At 35.5% G+C, this 19724-nt stretch carries 17 protein-coding genes; all 17 read left to right on the top strand.

Annotated elements, in window-relative coordinates; all coding sequences use genetic code 11:
- Nucleotides 1-35: 35 nt before the first annotated feature.
- The 17 genes from NST25_RS24875 to NST25_RS24795 all read left to right on the top strand — a co-directional run bounded on the left by NST25_RS24875 (nucleotide 36) and on the right by NST25_RS24795 (nucleotide 19644).
- Nucleotides 36-2012 (top strand): S-layer homology domain-containing protein, encoded by a 1977-nt coding sequence (locus NST25_RS24875; protein ID WP_076306852.1) that lies wholly within the window; start codon nucleotides 36-38, stop codon nucleotides 2010-2012.
- Nucleotides 2013-2131: 119 nt separating this feature from the next.
- The gene (locus NST25_RS24870) at nucleotides 2132-2911 is read left to right on the top strand and encodes a Wzz/FepE/Etk N-terminal domain-containing protein (protein WP_036685072.1); all 780 of its coding nucleotides are present in this window, start codon (nucleotides 2132-2134) and stop codon (nucleotides 2909-2911) included.
- On the top strand, nucleotides 2892-3578 hold the full coding sequence (locus tag NST25_RS24865; protein WP_076303251.1) for a CpsD/CapB family tyrosine-protein kinase: 687 nt from the start codon (nucleotides 2892-2894) through the stop codon (nucleotides 3576-3578). The genes NST25_RS24870 and NST25_RS24865 overlap by 20 nt, the downstream gene beginning before the upstream one ends.
- Nucleotides 3579-3619: 41 nt before the next feature.
- Nucleotides 3620-5452: a nucleoside-diphosphate sugar epimerase/dehydratase gene (locus tag NST25_RS24860; protein WP_340392701.1), complete on the top strand. Its 1833-nt coding sequence runs from the start codon at nucleotides 3620-3622 to the stop codon at nucleotides 5450-5452.
- Between the two features lie 25 nt (nucleotides 5453-5477).
- Nucleotides 5478-6173, top strand: a complete 696-nt coding sequence (locus tag NST25_RS24855; RefSeq protein WP_340392700.1) for a hypothetical protein — start codon at nucleotides 5478-5480, stop codon at nucleotides 6171-6173.
- A gap of 2 nt (nucleotides 6174-6175) precedes the next feature.
- Nucleotides 6176-7219, top strand: a complete 1044-nt coding sequence (locus tag NST25_RS24850; protein ID WP_340392698.1) for a copper amine oxidase N-terminal domain-containing protein — start codon at nucleotides 6176-6178, stop codon at nucleotides 7217-7219.
- Nucleotides 7220-7311: 92 nt separating this feature from the next.
- On the top strand, nucleotides 7312-7938 hold the full coding sequence (locus NST25_RS24845) for a sugar transferase (protein ID WP_076220410.1): 627 nt from the start codon (nucleotides 7312-7314) through the stop codon (nucleotides 7936-7938).
- A 1-nt stretch (nucleotide 7939) separates the two neighbouring features.
- Complete coding sequence (locus NST25_RS24840) at nucleotides 7940-8827, top strand: NAD-dependent epimerase/dehydratase family protein (RefSeq protein ID WP_340392696.1); 888 nt, start codon at nucleotides 7940-7942, stop codon at nucleotides 8825-8827.
- Between the two features lie 3 nt (nucleotides 8828-8830).
- Nucleotides 8831-10081: a glycosyltransferase family 4 protein gene (locus tag NST25_RS24835; protein ID WP_340392695.1), complete on the top strand. Its 1251-nt coding sequence runs from the start codon at nucleotides 8831-8833 to the stop codon at nucleotides 10079-10081.
- Nucleotides 10068-11087, top strand: a complete 1020-nt coding sequence (locus NST25_RS24830; protein WP_340392694.1) for a polysaccharide biosynthesis protein — start codon at nucleotides 10068-10070, stop codon at nucleotides 11085-11087. The genes NST25_RS24835 and NST25_RS24830 overlap by 14 nt, the downstream gene beginning before the upstream one ends.
- 1 nt (nucleotide 11088) lies before the next feature.
- A complete protein-coding gene (locus tag NST25_RS24825) occupies nucleotides 11089-12204 on the top strand; it encodes an NAD-dependent epimerase/dehydratase family protein (protein ID WP_340392693.1) in 1116 nt (371 codons plus the stop codon).
- A 3-nt stretch (nucleotides 12205-12207) separates the two neighbouring features.
- Complete coding sequence (wecB, locus tag NST25_RS24820) at nucleotides 12208-13335, top strand: UDP-N-acetylglucosamine 2-epimerase (non-hydrolyzing) (protein WP_340392692.1); 1128 nt, start codon at nucleotides 12208-12210, stop codon at nucleotides 13333-13335.
- A gap of 3 nt (nucleotides 13336-13338) precedes the next feature.
- Complete coding sequence (locus NST25_RS24815; protein WP_340392691.1) at nucleotides 13339-14430, top strand: capsular biosynthesis protein; 1092 nt, start codon at nucleotides 13339-13341, stop codon at nucleotides 14428-14430.
- 225 nt (nucleotides 14431-14655) lie between these two features.
- Nucleotides 14656-15849 (top strand): glycosyltransferase, encoded by a 1194-nt coding sequence (locus tag NST25_RS24810; protein WP_340392690.1) that lies wholly within the window; start codon nucleotides 14656-14658, stop codon nucleotides 15847-15849.
- Entirely contained in the window at nucleotides 15833-17173 is a 1341-nt protein-coding gene (locus tag NST25_RS24805) for a hypothetical protein (protein ID WP_340392689.1), read from the top strand. Before NST25_RS24810 ends, NST25_RS24805 begins: the two co-directional genes overlap by 17 nt.
- Before the next feature lie 10 nt (nucleotides 17174-17183).
- A complete protein-coding gene (locus NST25_RS24800) occupies nucleotides 17184-18413 on the top strand; it encodes a hypothetical protein (RefSeq protein ID WP_340392687.1) in 1230 nt (409 codons plus the stop codon).
- Nucleotides 18414-18417: 4 nt separating this feature from the next.
- Nucleotides 18418-19644 carry a nucleotide sugar dehydrogenase gene (locus tag NST25_RS24795; RefSeq protein WP_340392686.1) on the top strand — a complete coding sequence of 409 codons (1227 nt, stop codon included), beginning with the start codon at nucleotides 18418-18420 and terminating at the stop codon, nucleotides 19642-19644.
- Nucleotides 19645-19724: the final 80 nt, after the last annotated feature.

Genomic DNA, 19724 nt, shown 5'->3' with positions numbered 1-19724 from the left:
CAGTATTTTAATACATAAGAAGAGGTGGATATTTAGTGACTTTGAAAAAGAAACTAGTAGTATCAACATTAGCAGCAAGTATGGTAGCAGCATCCGTTGCGGGTCTTCCGTTGGGAAGCCTTGGAGCAGTAGGCACAGCATCTGCGGCTACAGTTAGTAGCAGTGCAGCAGTTAAGGATAAGGTTCTTGCTGTTTACAAACAATTGACCGCAACAGATGCAGTTTATCTCTACAATTTGAAGACTGAGGTTGCAGCACTGAGTGAGAAAGAATTTACAGAAATTTTTGCTCCAGTACTGAACAAGCTTTCACTGGATGGAGAAGAAACAAAAACATCACTTAAATTGTTCCAAAGCGTTACTAGTGTAGTCTACGATGTCTATGGAAATGACTTCTCCGGAATCCAAGTGATCCGTAACGATGACAAAAACATTGCTTTGGTAAGCAAAATTGCAGCTAAAGCGGGTGTGTCTGGACTTACTGTTGATAGTGTTGCTGAATTCTTGAGCAGTATTGAAACAGAACTTCGTGATCTGGTAGGTAACAAGTCATCAGCAGATTTGTTGGCAATTCTTACATCTGAATCTGGTTACGAGACTTTGTTGGATGAAGCCATTGCGAAAGTGATGAACCACACTACAGGTGCAGGAGCTCTTACAGTAAGTCAGGCTTTGAACAAGCTTGGAGTTACTGCTAATGATGTTAAGCAAACATTGAAAAACCTGAACAATAATATTAAATCCGCAAAACCTGCGGCAAAATCACTTGCTGTTGCTTACGTTAAAGCTTATGGATTTAGTACTGGCGGCGGAGTCGGTCCTGGTAGCGGTGGCAGTGGGAGTGGAAGTGTTACAACGCCTGTAGCTCCTGTTCAAACTCCAGGAATCTATGACGTATCTAAGCTCGTAAGCATTGTTGACGGTAAAGCAACCTTGAAATTGGTTGATGCTGATGTAATTAAAGAATTTGATAAACTGGTTGCAGCGAACCCTGGTAAAACTGGTCTTACTTTGACCCTGAATCTGGGAACAGTAAACGCTACTACAGTTGAAGTTCCACTTTCCCAAGCCATTATTGAAGCTGCAAAAGCTAAAGGTATTGCGAATATCGCCGTTACTTTCAACGGTGTAACTGTAACGATTCCTGTAAGCCAATTCAGCACAGCGATTTCATTGACAGTAACTACAGCTAAACCAGAAGTTGTAACTTCCGTTACCAAGCTGAAATTGGCTTCGGATGTGTATGAATTCACACTTAGTGTGAACGGTGTGGCACAAAGCACATTTAAACAACCAATTACTATCAAATTGCCACTTAAGAATACTGATGGTCTTGATAAAGAATTGCTTTCCGTTGGTAAGCTTGTATACGGCGACCTGCAATTCCAAGGTGGAGTTCTTGATGGAGATTTCATCGTAGAACCACGTGATACATTCTCTTCTTACGCAGTACTTGAGAATAAAGTCTCCTTTAATGATATTGCTGCTGTACAAGCATGGGCTGGTAGACAAATTCAAGTCGTAGCTGCTAAAGGTGCGATTGAAGGAGTCGGAGCAGGTAAATTTGCACCCAAGAACAACGTAACTCGTGCTGAGTTCTCCAAAATGTTGATTCGTGCGCTTAACCTGGAAAACAACTCTGCTGTACAAAGCTTTAGCGATGTAAGTTCAACTGCTTGGTATGCACCATATGTAGCAGTTGCAGCAGAAAAAGGGATTATCACTGGACGCAGTGCGGCCAAATTTGATCCTAATGCAACTATTACACGTGCAGAAATGGCAACAATGATCTCCCGTGCGTTGAAATCTATCAATCCTGATGCAAAAACCGATTCTACTGCAATCAGTAAATTCTCTGATGCTGCTAAGATCAGCGCATCCCTAAGAGATGGCGTAGCGTTTGCAGCAAGCCACAACCTGGTTATCGGAAATGCTGGCAAGTTCAACCCGAACGATACAGCTACCCGTGCTGAAGCAGCAGTAATTATCTACCGTACTATTAACTTCAAGTAAATAAAACTTATAGTATACAGCCTCCTCTCATGTAGGTGAGAGGAGGCGATTTTTTTGCAAATAGGGAAGATTTGAACAGGCATCGAAATATTTCAGAAATAGCTTGGGGGTAATTTCACTTGTCATCACAAGAATTGGATCTTCGCGATTATTTTCAGATCGTCAGGAAGAGACTATGGCTCATTTTCAGCATAGTTGTATTGGTGTGCGGTATTGCTGGTGTATATAGTCTGTATATTAAAAACCCGGTATATGAGGCATCCACGAAGATTATCGTTAACCAAACACCGACGCAGTCAGCGGTGGGGCAGCTTGATTTAAACCAGATTAATACCAATATTCAATTAATTAATACGTATAAGGAAATTATTAAGACTCCGGCCATCCTTGATATTGTTACAAAGGATTATCCGCAATTCAATATTACTGCGGAAGAGCTATTAAAAAAGGTTAATGTGAGTTCCGTAAATAATACGCAGGTGATGACACTTGTCGTTCGAGATAATTCTTATCAGCGGGCTGCTGAAATCGTGAATGCCATTTCACTTGTGTTCAAGGAAGAAATTCCAAGTCTATTTAATGTGGAAAATGTATCGATTCTGAATGAAGCTAAAGTGAATCCAACTGTTGAGCCACGGCCGGTAGAACCGAATGTTTTACTGAACATGGCTATTGCTTTTATCGTCTCTTTGATGATTGGATTAGGGATTGCCTTCCTGCTGGAATATATGGATGACACCCTGAAGACAGAAGCTGATATTGAGAAGTATCTTGGTTTGCCTACCATAGCTATGATTACAAGATTGGGTCAAGATGAAAGCAAGCAAGGTGCCGCACAAACACAGAAACAATCATCCAGAAAGGCGGGGGACCTCGAACATGTCACAGCTTCCAAATAAACAACGCCATCTGATCACCGTTACGAACCCACGCTCTCCTGTCTCTGAAGCGTTTCGCGCATTGCGCACGAATATTGATTTTTCTTCTGTAGATCAGACTATTCAAGTGATTATGGTCACTTCCTCCGGGCCGGAAGAAGGTAAATCTACGGTATCTGCTAACCTGGCGGCAGCTTACGCACAAGCAGATAAAAGAGTATTGTTGATTGACGCCGATTTGCGGAAGCCAACGGCACATAAGACTTTTACACTAAGTAACCGTTTTGGTTTATCCTCCCTACTGTCTCAACAGGCAGTTCTTGAGGACACTGTCCAAGAGTCTGGCGTTAATAATCTTTCAATTATGACCTCTGGACCAATCCCGCCCAACCCGGCGGAAATGATGGCATCTAATCGGATGAGCACTCTTTTACAGGATTTGCGTCAGCGGTATGATGTCATTCTTATTGATACTCCACCCCTATTAGCGGTTACGGATGCACAAATTGTTGCCTCGAAGAGTGATGGCGTTATTATGGTTGTTAGCTATGGTAAGGTGAAACGCGATATCGCAGTGAAAGCTAAAGCTAATCTGGATCGCGTGGGTGCAAAAATGCTCGGCGTCGTTCTCAATAATGTAAAACGTAAAGCTAGTGAAGGGTACTATTACTACTACTATGGAAATTGATTTATTCATAATTAAAAATGTTATTTTTGGAGGCACTGAAAATGACAGCGAAATCTAGAGTGATTCTTTTATTCTTCATTGATCTTGCGATCATTTGGTTCAGTATTGTGACATCTTATTTGTTTCGGTACCCTAACCATGCTCTTCAGGAATACGTTGTACAGATGCTGCAATTTGGTTTGATTGCAACATTTGCATTTGGTGGAAGCCTGATATACTTCGGTCTTTACCGAAGAATGTGGCAATATGCCAGTATCGGTGAAATTATATCGGTTTCTAAAGCTATTGTAGTAGGATCTTTATTTTCATTTGCACTGGCGTACCTAATTTTGCCGGATAGAGTACCTCTTGCCATAGAAGTTCGGTCGATGGAGACTATTCTTTTATTAGTAGGTGGAGTCCGATTTTTGTGGAGAGTACTTCATAATGACCGAATTAATTACAAAGACACTAAGACCCATACACTAATTGTAGGTGCTGGTGATTGTGGGTTATTAATTGCTCGGGAAATGATGGGACCCTCTTTTGCTCATACCAAATTAGTCGGTTTCATTGATGATAATGCGAATAAATACCATATGTACATTATGGGTGTTCCTGTAATTGGAAATCGTTACGCAATCCCAGCTATTGTGAAAGAAAGAGAAATTCATGAGATAATTATCGCCATGCCCTCTGTTTCACGTACTGAGATTTCTGAAATTATTAATCTTGCCAAAAAGACTGGAGCAAAGCTGAAGATTATACCGGCTCTTAATGATCTGATCGCTGGAAAAATATCAGTTAAGAAACTTCGGGATGTTAGCGTAGAGGATTTATTAGGTCGTGAACCGATCGTAGCTGATTTGAACAGTATTTTAGGTTATGTACATCATAAGACGGTGTTAGTTACGGGGGCTGGCGGCTCTATTGGTTCAGAGTTATGCCGGCAGATTGCTCCTTTTGGTCCGGACAAGCTGATGTTACTTGGACACGGTGAGAACAGTATTTACACGATTGAAATGGAGCTTCGTAAGAGTTTTCCGGAGTTGAACATTGTAACCGTGATAGCAGATGTGCAGGATCGTAGTCGGATGATGGATGTATTCAGTGGCCATAGACCGCATGTAGTCTTTCACGCAGCAGCACATAAACACGTTCCTTTAATGGAGCGTAATCCTTCGGAAGCCATTAAAAATAATGTTTTTGGCACCAAAAATGTTGCGGATTGTGCAGATAAATATGGTGCCGAGAGATTCGTAATGATCTCTTCGGATAAGGCGGTTAACCCAACCAGTGTAATGGGTGCTACTAAACGGATTGCAGAAATGTATGTGCAGAGCCTGCACACTACAAGTCAAACGAAGTTTTCTGCTGTGCGTTTTGGGAATGTTCTTGGCAGTCGTGGTAGTGTAATTCCAGCCTTTAAGCAGCAGATCGCTGCCGGAGGTCCAGTCACTGTCACTCATCCAGAAATGGTGCGTTATTTCATGACGATTCCGGAAGCTGTTCAGCTTGTCATCCAATCTGGTTCTTTCGCCAAAGGCGGAGAAGTGTTCATTCTGGATATGGGAGAGCCGGTTAAGATTCTAACGTTGGCGGAAGACTTAATTACGCTCTCTGGATATGAACCTTATAAGGACATTGATATTCATTTCTCCGGTATTCGTGAGGGTGAGAAGTTATATGAAGAGTTGCTTACAGATGAAGAAAATCTAGGTTCTACAGATCATGGAAGAATTTTCATTGGTAGACCTAATGTAATAAGTCTGAATCAGTTAGAGTTGGAGTTTAAACGATTGGAACGTGTTCTCGCTGAGGAACCAGAAGTTATCCGCGAAATAATCAATCAGATTGTACCGATGCAGCCCGTTGCCCAAGTCGCTATTAGCTAACTAATTCATAAAGGGGGATATATAAGTGTTCAACAAACGATGGAAAAAGATCCTTTTATGGACGCTGTCAGTTATTGTAGTATTGGGTGTTGGCGGTTTGTTCGCCGCGAATTATGCTGTCGATAAGCTGATGAATTCAATGGCAGATGGTTTTGATCTGGAGTCTGAGGATAATGTTGGTGGTCAAGATCAAGGAACGGCACCAACTGATACAGTTGATGATGGTAATGTCGAACCTGTAGAGTCTGCGGTACCTTCTACTCCACCAGTAAATGATGAGGAAAATAGTAATCAAAGCAGTGAAAATAACGCTAAACCTAGTGGAGAAACAACAGCTTCTACTAATAGTGAACCGACCAAAGCTCCATCATCAGATCAAAAAGATGGCTCTTCAGATGGTTACACAGCACAGGTCTCCACAGATAAAGCTAAGCAAATTCAAGAAAATGTAACGATTAAAGATAAAGCAGATGTGGCTTCTATTGTACTTGGTCAACTTAGCGTATCTGATATTAACCGCCTAAAAGAATTAGCCAAAGGTGGCTTAACCGTAGAAGAAAAGCGAGAAGCACGCAGTATCATTCTCGGTAAAGTATCTGATGAGCAATACAATGAGTTATCTCAAATTGCTAAAAAGTACGGAGTTAGTCAAGGGAAAACACATGACCAAATCATTGCTGAAGAAGAACAATTAAAAGCGAAAGAAAAGGGAAGTGAATAAATATGTCTAAAGCAACACTATCAGTCGTGGCTTTATCGTTAATTGCTTCAATTGGTTTAGCACCCTTAACAGCATCCGCACCTATATCAGTATCAGCAGCGGCAGTACCAAGTGCAACGCCTAAGGCTGCAAATAATACGATTAAAGTGCAAAGTATGAACGTGAATTTGATTTTTGACGGTGTGAGTATTCAGCCACCCGCAGGTCAGTATGTATTCATGTACAACAATACAACGTATGTTCCATTGCGGTTTATGTCATATGCTTTGCAAAAGAGTGTAGCTTGGGATGCTAAAAACGTTAAAGTTACAGTTGCAGAGCCTAGCAGCTCAGAGCTAGTTGTGATTAAAGAATACCTAATGAATGCAACGAACGGGAATAGTACTTCAGCAGCAGCGAAGATTATTGCCCTCAATCAAGTTAAGGCAAGTTATGTATTTAACGGTGCAACCAAAGCTTTGCCTACAGGCCAATCTAGCTTTATTCTGAATGGTTCCTTATATGTACCCCTACGTTTTTTATCGGAATCTGTAGGTCATAACATTAGCTGGGATCAGAAGACAAAGACCATTACTGCAGCTTCCAAGCCTTATCAGGAACAAGCCACTAATGGATCGACAAACAATGACAATGTTAAGGACCCATCTCCAGTAGCGACACCAGTGCCAACGGATACAACAGGTGCACAAGGTGGTACAGGTGCAACAGGTGGTGGTTCTGCAGGAACTGGAAAGGTTTCATATGACACTATCACTAGTGACACAGAAGCTAAGCTTACGGCGCTTAAAAATCAGAGTCAATCGACATTAATGAGTATTGGGTTTGAGTATCTTGGAGCGACAGATGAAGCGAGTAAGAAAAGCATTAAAGAAAAAGGGTTGCAACAGCTGGCCTCATTTACCGCTAGCTTCAATAGTATAGTTGCTGACACTGAACAAAAACTGAACAGCAATGGCTATAGTACGGAGATTATTAGTCAATATAAAAGTGAATTTGAGGCACAGCTTCAGGCGGGTAAAGATATAGCTGAGAAGATGGCGAATTAAGAGAGTAGTAAGAAGATCATCTCTATGCTCATTTGGCATAGAGATGATCTACATATATGGAGAAATAGTAACTAAAAGGATCAGGTGAACTTATGAGACCTTATGTTTACACGAAACAAACCATAGATTTTCTATTAGCTTTAATTGGGATGCTAGTGTTATGGCCAGTCTTTTTAATCATTGCGATCGCAATTAAGACAACTTCCAAAGGCCCTATATTATTTAAACAAAAACGTTTAGGTAAAAATAAATCGGAATTCTACATACTAAAATTTAGAACAATGCGTACAGACACACCACAAGACATGCCGACGCATCTACTGGAAGATCCTGATTTCTTCATTACTAAAGTAGGTAAGTTCCTAAGAAAAACAAGCTTGGATGAATTACCTCAGATTATCAATATCCTAAAAGGTGAAATGAGTATCGTGGGACCTCGTCCTGCATTATGGAATCAATATGATTTAATTGCTGAACGTGATAAATATGGAGCTAATGATATCAAACCTGGGTTGACTGGATGGGCTCAGATTAATGGTAGAGATGAGTTACCTATTGAGAAGAAGGCGAGTCTGGATGGGGAATATATTGCAAGCCTTTCTTTTAAGTTTGATATAAAGGTATTTTTTATGACTATCCTAAGTGTTCTGAAATCTGATGGTGTAAAAGAAGGAACAACAAAACAGGAAGTGTCTTCTACTAAAGGAGTAACTTTATAAAATGAGTAAACGAAAGATATTAATTACTGGTAAAGGTAGTTATGTGGGTACAAATTTTATAAAGTGGCTGGAACAATGGCCAGATCAATACGAAGTTGTGGAGCTATCGGTTAGAGGCACGGAATGGAAGGAACATGATTTTTCAATTTATGATGTAGTACTCCATGTTGCTGGAATTGCTCATGTATCTACGGACCCAAGTATGGAGCAGCAATATTATAAAGTTAACCGCGATTTGGCGATAGAAGTTGCGGAAAAGGCAAAAGAAGAACACGTTAAGCAGTTTATTTTCACAAGTAGTATTATCGTCTATGGTGATAGTAGCCATATCAATAAGAAAAGAATCATAGATAATAATACGAAACCTCAGCCATCGAATTTTTATGGTAATAGTAAGCTCCAGGCAGAGGAAGGTATTTCTCTCCTAGAGAGTGATGATTTCAAGGTGGTTATAATTAGACCACCTATGATTTATGGTAAGGGCTCTAAAGGGAATTATCCGAAATTGGCAAGCTATGCACGTAAATTACCAATATTTCCTGACATCGACAATGAAAGAAGTATGCTTCATATAGATAATCTTTGTGAATTTATTCGATTAATGATAGACAATAATGAAAATGGAGTTTTCTTCCCCCAAAATTCGGAATATGTAAGTACTAGTCAAATGGTACTTCTGATAGCCCAAGTGCATAAAAAGAGTATTAAGTTAACGAAGGTGTTCAACTTAATACTTAAAAGTAGTTTAGTTATCAAAATAAACCTGATTAACAAAGTGTTTGGAAATTTAGCTTATGACACAAGAATGAGTAATTATAAAACGGATTATCAAATTAGAGATTTAAGAGAATCGATTCTGTTAACTGAAATTATAGACAAAGAAGGGTAGAGAGTGAACAAACATATCTTAGTTATTGCTCAATATTTTTACCCTGAACAATTCCGTATTAATGATATCTGTACGGAGTGGGTGAAAAAAGGATATAAAGTAACGGTTGTTACTGGTATTCCCAATTATCCTCAAGGAAAGTATTTCCCAGGGTACGGATTATTTAAAAAACGCAAAGAAATCTATAATGGCGTTGAAATAATAAGAATTCCATTAATTCCAAGAGGGAATAATTCAATAATGCTCGCATTGAATTATTTATCTTTTGTGGTATCAGGATTCTTCTGGAACTTATTCAGTAAGGTTAAAGCGGATTATGTATTTATATTTGAAGTTTCACCAATGACACAAGCATTACCAGGTGTATGGTATGCCAAAAAAAGAAAGGTACCTTGTTATTTGTATGTCCAAGATCTTTGGCCTGAGAATGTCGAAATAATAACAGGGATAACTAATAGATATTTCATCGGTGCTATAGGTAAAATGGTGGATTACATATATGCTCGATGCGATAAAATTTTTGCTACATCAAACAGTTTTGTTCACTCAATTGCTAGTCGCGGGGTCCAAGAAGAGAAAATAGCATATTGGCCTCAATATGCTGAAGATTTTTACACACCTAAAGAAAAATCTACTGTGCCCGAAATACCTAATGATGACATATTTAATATTATATTTGCTGGAAACATTGGCACTGCTCAAGGTTTGGAAATATTACCGAAAACAGCTTTGTTTCTCAAAGAAAAGAGTTTGGCAAAGAATATTAGATTTAATATTGTTGGAGATGGCAGATATAAAAATGAGTTAATAGAATTAGTTAATGCAAGCAATGTTGCTGAAATGTTCAATTTCATCACTAGGCAACCAGCAACACGGATTCCAGAACTATTGGCTAGTAATAATGCTGCTTTTCAATGTTTGACAGATAATCCGCTGTTCTCCATGACAATACCAGCAAAGTTGCAATCTTATATGGCTTGTGGAATTCCCATTATTGCGTCTGCTAATGGAGAAACGAGCCGAATCCTAAAAGAATCTGAAGCGGGACTGATTAGCCCTGCTGGTGATGCTCGTAAACTAGCTGAAGTTATTGTTGAAATGTTGAATAAGTCGCCGGAACAGTTAAAAGTAATGGGATTAAATGCAAGAGAATACTACAATAGAAATTTCAATAAGCAAGAATTACTGAGTGAAATGGATAGTTATTTTGGAAGAGAAACATTAATGGGGGATATACAATATGTTCAAGGGTAAAACATTATTGATAACTGGTGGTACGGGGTCTTTTGGTAATGCAGTATTAAAAAGATTTCTGAATACTGAAATTGGAGAAATTAGAATTTTTTCGCGCGATGAAAAAAAACAAGATGACATGCGAAAAGAACTGAAAAACGAAAAAGTTAAATTCTTCATTGGTGACGTGAGAGACTATAACAGTATTGCAGCGGCCATGCATAATGTTGACTATGTATTTCATGCAGCAGCTCTGAAACAAGTACCTTCCTGTGAATTTTTCCCTATGGAAGCTGTGAAGACAAACGTAATAGGAACTGAGAACGTTCTTAACGCTGCGATTGCCTTCGGAGTGAAGAAAGTAGTTTGTCTCTCAACAGATAAAGCAGTTTATCCAATAAATGCAATGGGAATTTCCAAAGCTATGATGGAGAAGGTTATGGTTGCTAAATCTAGAACGGTCTCTCCTGAGAATACATTAATTTGTGGAACTCGCTATGGTAACGTAATGTGCTCGAGAGGCTCCGTAATACCATTATTTATTGATCAAATTAAAAATTACGAGGATATAACGATTACAGATCCAGATATGACTCGTTATCTAATGTCATTGGAAGATGCTGTGGAACTTGTGTTATTTGCATTCAATAAAGCAGTACAAGGTGATATATTCGTTCAAAAAGCTCCTGCATCTACTATTGGAGAGTTGGCTCTTGCCTTGAAGGAATTATTTGAGTCAGATAGTCAAACAAGAGTCATTGGAACTAGACATGGTGAAAAGCTATATGAAACGTTGTTAACACGTGAAGAAATGGCTAAAGCAGAGGATTTGGGGAGCTATTATCGCATCTCAGCAGACACTAGAGATCTAAATTATGATAAGTTTTTTGAAGAAGGCGATAAGGAAATCTCTGAGGGGTGGGAATATAATTCTCACAATACAGAGAGATTAGATATTCAAGGAATAAAGGAACTTCTATTAGGTTTAGAATCAATCAAAAAAGAACTAGTAGCAGGAGTACATTGATATGAAAACTGTTTTGGTAACAGGTGCATTTGGATTTATTGGACGAAATTTAGTAGCAACATTAAGTAGTAGAGAAGATATTGAAGTATTGAAGATTGGTTCCAAGCATTCATTAAATGAATTAGAAGAGTGTGCTATTAAAGCAGATTTCATTTTTCATTTGGCAGGAATCAATCGTCCTGAGAATATTGAGGATTTTGCTAGTGGTAATTTAGGATATACAGAACAGTTAATTGAGCTCCTAAATAAAAACAATAAAAAAACACCAATAGTATTATCTTCCTCGATACAAGCTGAACGAAATAATCCATATGGATTAAGTAAATTTGCAGCGGAAAAAAAAGTTTCGTATTATGGGAGCTTAGTTGGTGTAAACACTTATATATTTCGGCTTCCTAACGTTTTTGGCAAGTGGAGTAAGCCAAACTATAATTCTGTGGTCGCTACTTGGTGTTACAACATTAGTAGGAATATTCCAATCCAAATCAATGATCCAGACCTAGAGATATCTCTGGTTTACATTGATGATGTTATTGAATCCTTCATTAATGTAATGGATAAATGTGAAATGAAAAATGAGAACAATTATACTGACTCCCCGAGGGCTTTCAAAATTAAACTGGGGGAGTTAGAAACAAGCATAAAGAACTTTAAAGGTAGTCGAGACACTCTCGTCATCTCTGATTTAGAAAGTGATTTTGAACGTTTTCTTTATAGCACCTATCTTTCATATCTGCCCGAAGATGATTTTGGTTATGATCTGGAAATGAAACATGATAATAGAGGCTGGCTAGCGGAATTTATAAAGACTAAACACTCAGGACAAGTATTTATATCCCGGACTAAACCAGGTATCACTCGCGGGAATCATTGGCACCATACTAAGGTGGAAAAATTTCTTGTTATCGAAGGGAAAGCTGTTGTAAGATTCCGACAAATTGAAGGTGACCAGATTATTGAATATCCGGTGATTGGGGAGTCATTAAGAGTAATTGATATTCCACCTGGATATACACATTCTATAACTAATACTGGTGTAACTGATGTGATAACTCTTTTTTGGGCTAATGAATTGTTTAATCCCGAGAAACCAGATACTTATTACTTGGAGGTTTAATTAATGGAAAAACTTAAAGTTATGACAATCTTGGGCACCAGACCAGAGATCATTCGCTTATCGGAGTGTATTAAGGCTTGTGATAGATATTTTAACCATATTTTAGTACATACTGGACAGAACTGGGACTACACCTTAAACGAGGTGTTTTTCAATGAACTTGAACTTCGGCAACCTGATTATTTTCTAGAGGCAGTAGGAAGTAATCTTGGGGAGACAATGGGGAATATAATTGCTAAATCATTTGAAGTACTCGAAAAGGAAAAACCTGATGCACTTCTAATTTTAGGTGATACTAATAGCGCGCTAAGTGCTATTGCGGCTAAAAGACTAAAAGTGCCTATTTTTCATATGGAAGCAGGTAATAGATGCTTTGATCAAAATGTTCCAGAAGAAATCAATCGTAAGATTGTTGACCATATCTCGGATATTAATTTGCCTTATACGGAGCATTCAAGAAGATATTTACTATCGGAAGGATTCCGTAAAGAACATATTTTTGTAACTGGTTCACCGATGCAAGAGGTGCTTCAAACTCATATGGGAAAAATTGATGCAAGTGAAGTGCTTGAGAGATTGAACTTAGAAGCGGGGAAATACATTATTGTGTCTGCGCATCGTGAAGAAAATATTGATAACGAGCAGAATTTTATGTCGCTTATGACAGCAATTAATAAGATCGCTGAACGCTTTCAGATGCCAGTAATTTACTCTACACATCCAAGAAGTATGAGGTATATTGAACAAAGAAATTTTAAGTTTCATCCACTTGTCCAGAATCTTAAACCATTTGGTTTTTTAGATTATAACAAGTTGCAAAAAAATAGTTACTGTGTACTTTCGGATAGCGGTACTTTATCTGAGGAAAGTGCAATGCTTAATTTTCCAGGTGTTTTACTAAGAACTTCAACTGAACGTCCTGAGGTACTTGATAAAGGGACTTTAGTAATTGGGGGAATAGAGGGTAAGGAGCTTGAACAATCTATCGAACTTGCGACTGCGATGTGGGATAACGATGAGAAAAATTTAATGGCGGATGATTACAAAGATAATAATATATCAATTAAGGTAATAAAACTAATTCAGAGTTATGTGGGAATAATAAATAGAACTATATGGAAAAAGATATAAGTTATGAATGGGAAAATTTGTTTCATTTCATTGGCGAATTTATACTTAACTCCATACCTTAATAAATATATAACTATTATTAATACTCCATTCGATATAATTTATTGGAATAGACATGCTATTAAAGAAGAATCTTCGGCTAACAATTTGTTCTCATTTAATTATCCTATGAATGAGTCGTCTACTAAAATAGATAAACTTCTAGGATATGTAAAATTCAGGAGATATGCAAAGCGGATTTTGGAGAAAAATGGATATTCTGGAGTAATTGTACTCACTACTAGTGCAGGAATACTATTAAATAGAGAACTGAATAAAAGTTATTCTAAAAAATATATTGTAGATATTCGGGATTATAGTTTTGAAGACAATTCAGTTTATTATGCAATCGAAAAGAAAATGATTAAAAACTCTTCATTATCTGTTATTTCCTCAAGAGGATATGAAAGTTTTTTACCAAAACACAACTATATTCTTACCCATAATGATGTGAGCATTTCTTCATTAATTATAGAAGAGTTTAGAAAGAAAAATACAAAAACAATAAGAGATAAGATTTCTATATCTTATATAGGATTAATACGATTTCACGAACAAAATAAAAAAGTTATAAAAAAGTTCGCAAACGATGAAAGGTTCAATTTGAACTTTATAGGGACTGACTCTCATGCGTTACAGCCATTTTGTGAGGAATTAAACATTAAAAATGTGCGATTTGTTGATCGATTTCCACCTGAGACTACTCTGAATTATTATAAAGAAACCGATATAATAAACAATCTTTACGGAAATAATTCTAACCTCCTTGATTATGCTTTATCCAATAAACTATATTATGCAGCTTTGTTAGGTATTCCAATTTTGGTTTCACCGAATACGTATATGGAAGAAGTAGCTTGTCAATATGGGTTCGGTTTCAGTGTAGATCTAAATTCTAGCAATGTATGCGATGAGATATATGATTATTATCATTCAATAAATTGGGATGAATTCTATTCATCGTGTGATAAATTTCTAGAATCGGTAAAATTTGATAATGATAGGTTTCAGGTTTCTATAGAAAAATTTATTTTCAATATCACGAACGGAGGATGATGTTTTCAATTAAAGAAATTTAGAATTTAATTCACAGTTGGAACATTTGGTTCAGGGAGGACTAAGGAAATTAAAATAAGTAATTGAATCTGTTGAATTCATATCATTAAATGAATCCACTAGAAGTGGATAGAGTTAAGTTAAAGTAATTTTAAAAGCATGCAAGTCAACATGATAAGGTACAACATGCACTTAATACAATAGAATATATGTCGAGGTATTAAAATGAGAATAGTTCATATCGAAGACTTCTTTCATCCGAATGCAGGGTATCAAATAAATATATTGCCAAAATATATGGTCAAACAAGGTCATTCTGTAACGATAGTTACTTCTGAAATGGAGAAAATTCCAGAGGGTTTGACTGTTTTTTTTGGAAAAGATGATATTAATAAACATGATGAAGAATATATGTCAAAAACTGGTGTCACTATTGTGAGGTTACCATTAAAAAAATTCATAAGTGGTAGAGCGGTATTTACTAGTGAATTATTCGAAAAGGTAAAAAATTTAAAACCTGATATATTATATATCCACGGTAATGATACCCTCACAGCAATGCGTTATTTGTTGAAACTAAATAAAATTAAAATCCCAGTTGTAATGGACAGCCATATGCTTGAAATGGCTTCAGTAAATAAATTCAATAAAATTTACCGTTTATTTTACAAAAAAGTATTCGCACCAATTCTTATTAGGAATAAAATAACTGTTATTAGAACTCAAGATGATGAATATGTTGAAAAGTGTCTGGGAATACCTCTTTTACAATGTCCTTGGATCTCTGTAGGTTCCGATACTCTTTTATTTTATCCTGATAACATTACAAAAAAACAATTTAGAATTAGTAATAATATAAAAAATGAGGATTTTGTGATCTTATATACCGGTAAACTAGATGAGTCAAAAGGAGGATTGTTTTTAGCTCAAGCTTTTGAAAGAAAGTTCAATACTAATAGGAATGTTGTATTAATTGTCGTGGGAAATACTAATGGTGAGTACGGTCAATTGGTGGACGAAGTTTTTGAAAGATCAGAAAATCGTATTATTAGATTTCCAACTCAGAAATATATGGAATTGGCTAAATTTTATCAATCTGCTGATTTATCTGTTTTTCCAAAACAGTGTAGCTTAAGTTTTTATGATGCACAAGCCTGTGGATTACCCGTATTGTCTGAGGATAACAACATTAATATAGCTAGATTACAACATAATAATGGATTTGTTTTTAAGTCTGGAGATATTGAGGAATTCAGATTAAAAATCAAGGAGTGTGCAGATATGTCAGAAACTGAATATAAAAAAATAGGAGATAGTGCATTTGGATTTGTGGAAAATAATTACGATTATAAGGATATAGCAGATCAATATACTGATGTACTAGTCAACGAGGTGAAAAGATTTGGAGCAGCCAAATAAAGTTGAGAGATTTGATTTAAAATCAATATTTATTTATTTATTTATTTATAAATCAATTATTGAAATTGTTTATATTTTTTGTATTTCACCTCTTTATAGTTATAGTGGTCTAACACTAAATATTGATATCTCCGATTATTGGATATCATCTTTTTATGTTTTTTTTGTAGTTATGTTTTCTCCTAAAGATAAATTAAGACCGTCGTCATATTTATTTATTTTAATGGAAATGTTTTTGATTATACCAATCTTATCATACTATTGGATGAATAATCAGAGTCTAATTTATGTTTCGTTTGTAGTAGTATCATCAATTATTATATCGATCATATTAAAAATGAAGCCTATAAGAATAAACTTAACAGATAAATATGCTAAAGTTTGGTTGAATTTTATTTTTTTTCTTTATATCCTTATAACTTTATATTTAATTGTTAGAAGAGGAGGAATTGATGCACGAGCATTTAATTTTGATTCAGTATATGATTTGCGTTCAGAAAATGAATTATCAGGTATACTGGGATATTTAATGAACTGGAGTGCTAAAGTTTTCTGTCCTTTCTTTTTCGCCTTCTTTTTTTATAAGAAGAGAAAATGGGTATTATTGTCTATTTTGGGATTACAACTATTAATGTACTTAAGCTTTGGATTCAAAGCATTTTTATTTTCCATTGGTGTTATTATCATGTGCGTGCTAATAACAAAACGAGGGAAATTTGAGCGTGAAGTTATAATTGCTCTCTCTAGTCTTAATATAATTGCTTATATTCTAGATTATTTTAATATTACTGATACGCTGCGTAGGGCAATTCCATATAGAATGCTCTTTATTCCTTCACAAATTCAGTTTCAATATTACGAGTTTTTTAAGGATATAGAAAAAATGCACTTTGCAGATGGAATAATTGGAAAGATATTGTCAATAGAGAGCCCATTTTCGGAGCCTGCTCCTTTCGTAATTAGTAGATTTTTTTCATATAATAAAGTAGCCAGTAACTCAAATACAGGTCTGTTTTCTGATGCATATTCAAATGGCGGATTCATTTTAATGATTATTGTTGCTATTATGTTTGCATTCATATTATATGTTATTGATTCAGTTACATATAAATTACCACTATACGTTGTAGTTGGTTCTTTTAGTTATATGATGTTTGTACTGAATGACACATCTTTACAAACTACACTTTTAACAGGTGGAATGGGATTAATGATTATATTATTATTATTATTTAATTCTAGTATTGAGGAGAAGGTAATAGTTTCCAAGGAATTTCGTAGTAGACATCTAAATAAGTTGAGCAATATAAACTGCAATACATGAGGTTAATTAAATGCAGCTAACAAATAAAATTAAATCGTTTAAATCTAGAATATTTAAAGATTTTGTTTTGAATATTCTAGCATCAGTAGTTTTAACTCTAGCGACGCAACTTATAGCATATCCATATCTAAGTAGGTTAATGACTGCCAGCGAATATGGATTGCTATTGACAATTATGGGGATTGTAAATGCTGTCGGAGTCTCATTGGGTAATCCATTAAATAATACAAGAATACTAATGCAATCAGAATATGAAAAAGAAAATTTGGAGGGTGATTACAATCCAATTTTCATAGTATCTCTAGTAATCAATGTAATTATCGTGTTTTTGTTAACAACAACAGTTTATGGAGAATTTAATTCTATTGTTATTGGTTGTTCTATTATATCAAGCTTTATATTATTTCGTGCTTATTATTCAGCTAGCTATAGGATAGTTATAAGTTATAAAAAAAATCTATTTGCAAGCTTATTTGGATTACTTGGATATTTATTAGGTATGTTAATTACTCACTTCACTAAGATATGGGTATATACTTTTATTTTTGGTGAGTTATTTACATGTATATATATCTTTTTCACAGCAAAAATTTTACATGATAACTTTAAGATTACAGTACTATTTAGAAAATCTCTGAAAAAATATATGTTTATTATGTTGGCCGCTATAATATCTACACTAATGACTTACATGGATCGTTTTTTTATTTATCCTGTTTTAGGAGTAGAACAAGTATCAATATACAATGTAGCATCATTTTTAGGTAAGACTGCAGGAATTGTTATGACACCCATTGCAGGAGTTTTACTAACCTATTATGCCAAAGAGGCGAAAATTACAATTAAACAATTTTATACGAGAACCGGAGTTTTTACGATAATTGCACTTGTTTTTTATTTATTTATTTTTGTTGTTGGTAAACCAATTACAAAAATTCTTTACCCGACATTGATAGAAGATGCAGCATCTTATTTTGCAATCGCCAATTTAGGAGCCACTGTTTTTATTTTAGGTAATACTATTCAACCAATATTATTAAGATTTTGTGAAGCAAAATGGCAGTTAATTATTCAAGGTCTATATTTTGTTCTTTATATTTTATTTGGACTCATTGGGATGTATGAATCTAGTTTGTTGGGATTTTGTTATGCAGTATTAATAGTAAATTTTATAAAGATTATTTTTATGCTTTGTGTAGCTACAGTAAGTCTATATGATCGTGAAAAGAAAGGTGTTTGATACTATGGGAACTATAAATGTGATTGGACTAGGTTACATTGGTCTACCAACAGCTTTGATGTTTGCTTCACATGATGTAAAGATTGTAGGAACTGACTATAATGAAGAGCTAGTAAAAACGCTGCAGTCAGGACAACTCACATTTGACGAAAATGGCTTAGATGTGTTATTCACTGATGCATTATCAAAAGGAATTGAATTCTCAACAGAATATATATCTACTGACATATATATAATTGCTGTTCCTACACCTTATGATAAATTGAGTAAAAAAATTGATCCTAGTTATGTCGTGAAAGCTGTAGAAAATGTTATGTCTGTATGTCCAAAAGGAGCCACAGTAGTTATAGAATCAACAGTTGCACCTGGAACAATTGATAAATTTATCCGTCCAGTAGTAGAAGCAAATAATTATATTATTGGCGAAGATTTGAATATTGTTCATGCACCTGAGCGGATAATTCCTGGAAATATGGTATATGAATTAAAGTATAATTCCCGTACTATTGGTGCGGATAATAAAGATGTTGGCGAAACAATTAAAGCACTGTATGGAGTTTTTTGCTTAGGAGATATTGTTGTAACAGATATTAGAACCGCTGAAATGACAAAAATCGTTGAAAATACATACCGAGATATAAACATTGCATTTGCAAATGAGTTGGCAAAAATCTGTCGTATTGATAATTTGGACGTTTATGAAATAATAAAAATTGCGAGTATGCATCCCCGTGTAAATATTCTTCAGCCAGGACCTGGTGTTGGAGGACATTGTATATCTGTTGATCCGTGGTTTTTAGTTGGTGATTACCCTGGACTTGCTAATATAATATTAGCTGCGAGAAAAATAAACGATTCTATGCCAGAGTTTGTACTTGAAAGAGTTCATGACATTATGAAGGAAAAAGCGATGAGTGATTTGACTAGAGTGGGGCTATATGGATTAACGTACAAAGAGAACGTCGACGATGTAAGAGAAAGCCCTTCACTACAATTACTAGAGGCAATGGAAAAGCACTTAGCTCCTACACTTAAGTCTTACGATCCTTATGTTAAAAAAGTTATTTTAAAAAATCAATATCACAATTTCGATGAATTTTTAACTGACGTAGATTTTGTTATAATTATGGTTGGGCATGATGAAATCAAAGACAATATGAAAAAATTAACGGGGAAAATTATTTTGGATACAAAAAATATTTGTAATCTGGAAGGTACCTACAAATTATAGGACATTATTTTGGGGAAATTGAATTAAAAAAACTTAATACAATAGATCTGGAATTAATTATTGTAATCTTAGGATAGTTT

This window comes from Paenibacillus sp. FSL E2-0190 (assembly GCF_037992965.1).
Taxonomy (GTDB): domain Bacteria; phylum Bacillota; class Bacilli; order Paenibacillales; family Paenibacillaceae; genus Paenibacillus_AQ; species Paenibacillus_AQ odorifer.
This window is presented reverse-complemented; position numbering and strand designations above follow the sequence as displayed.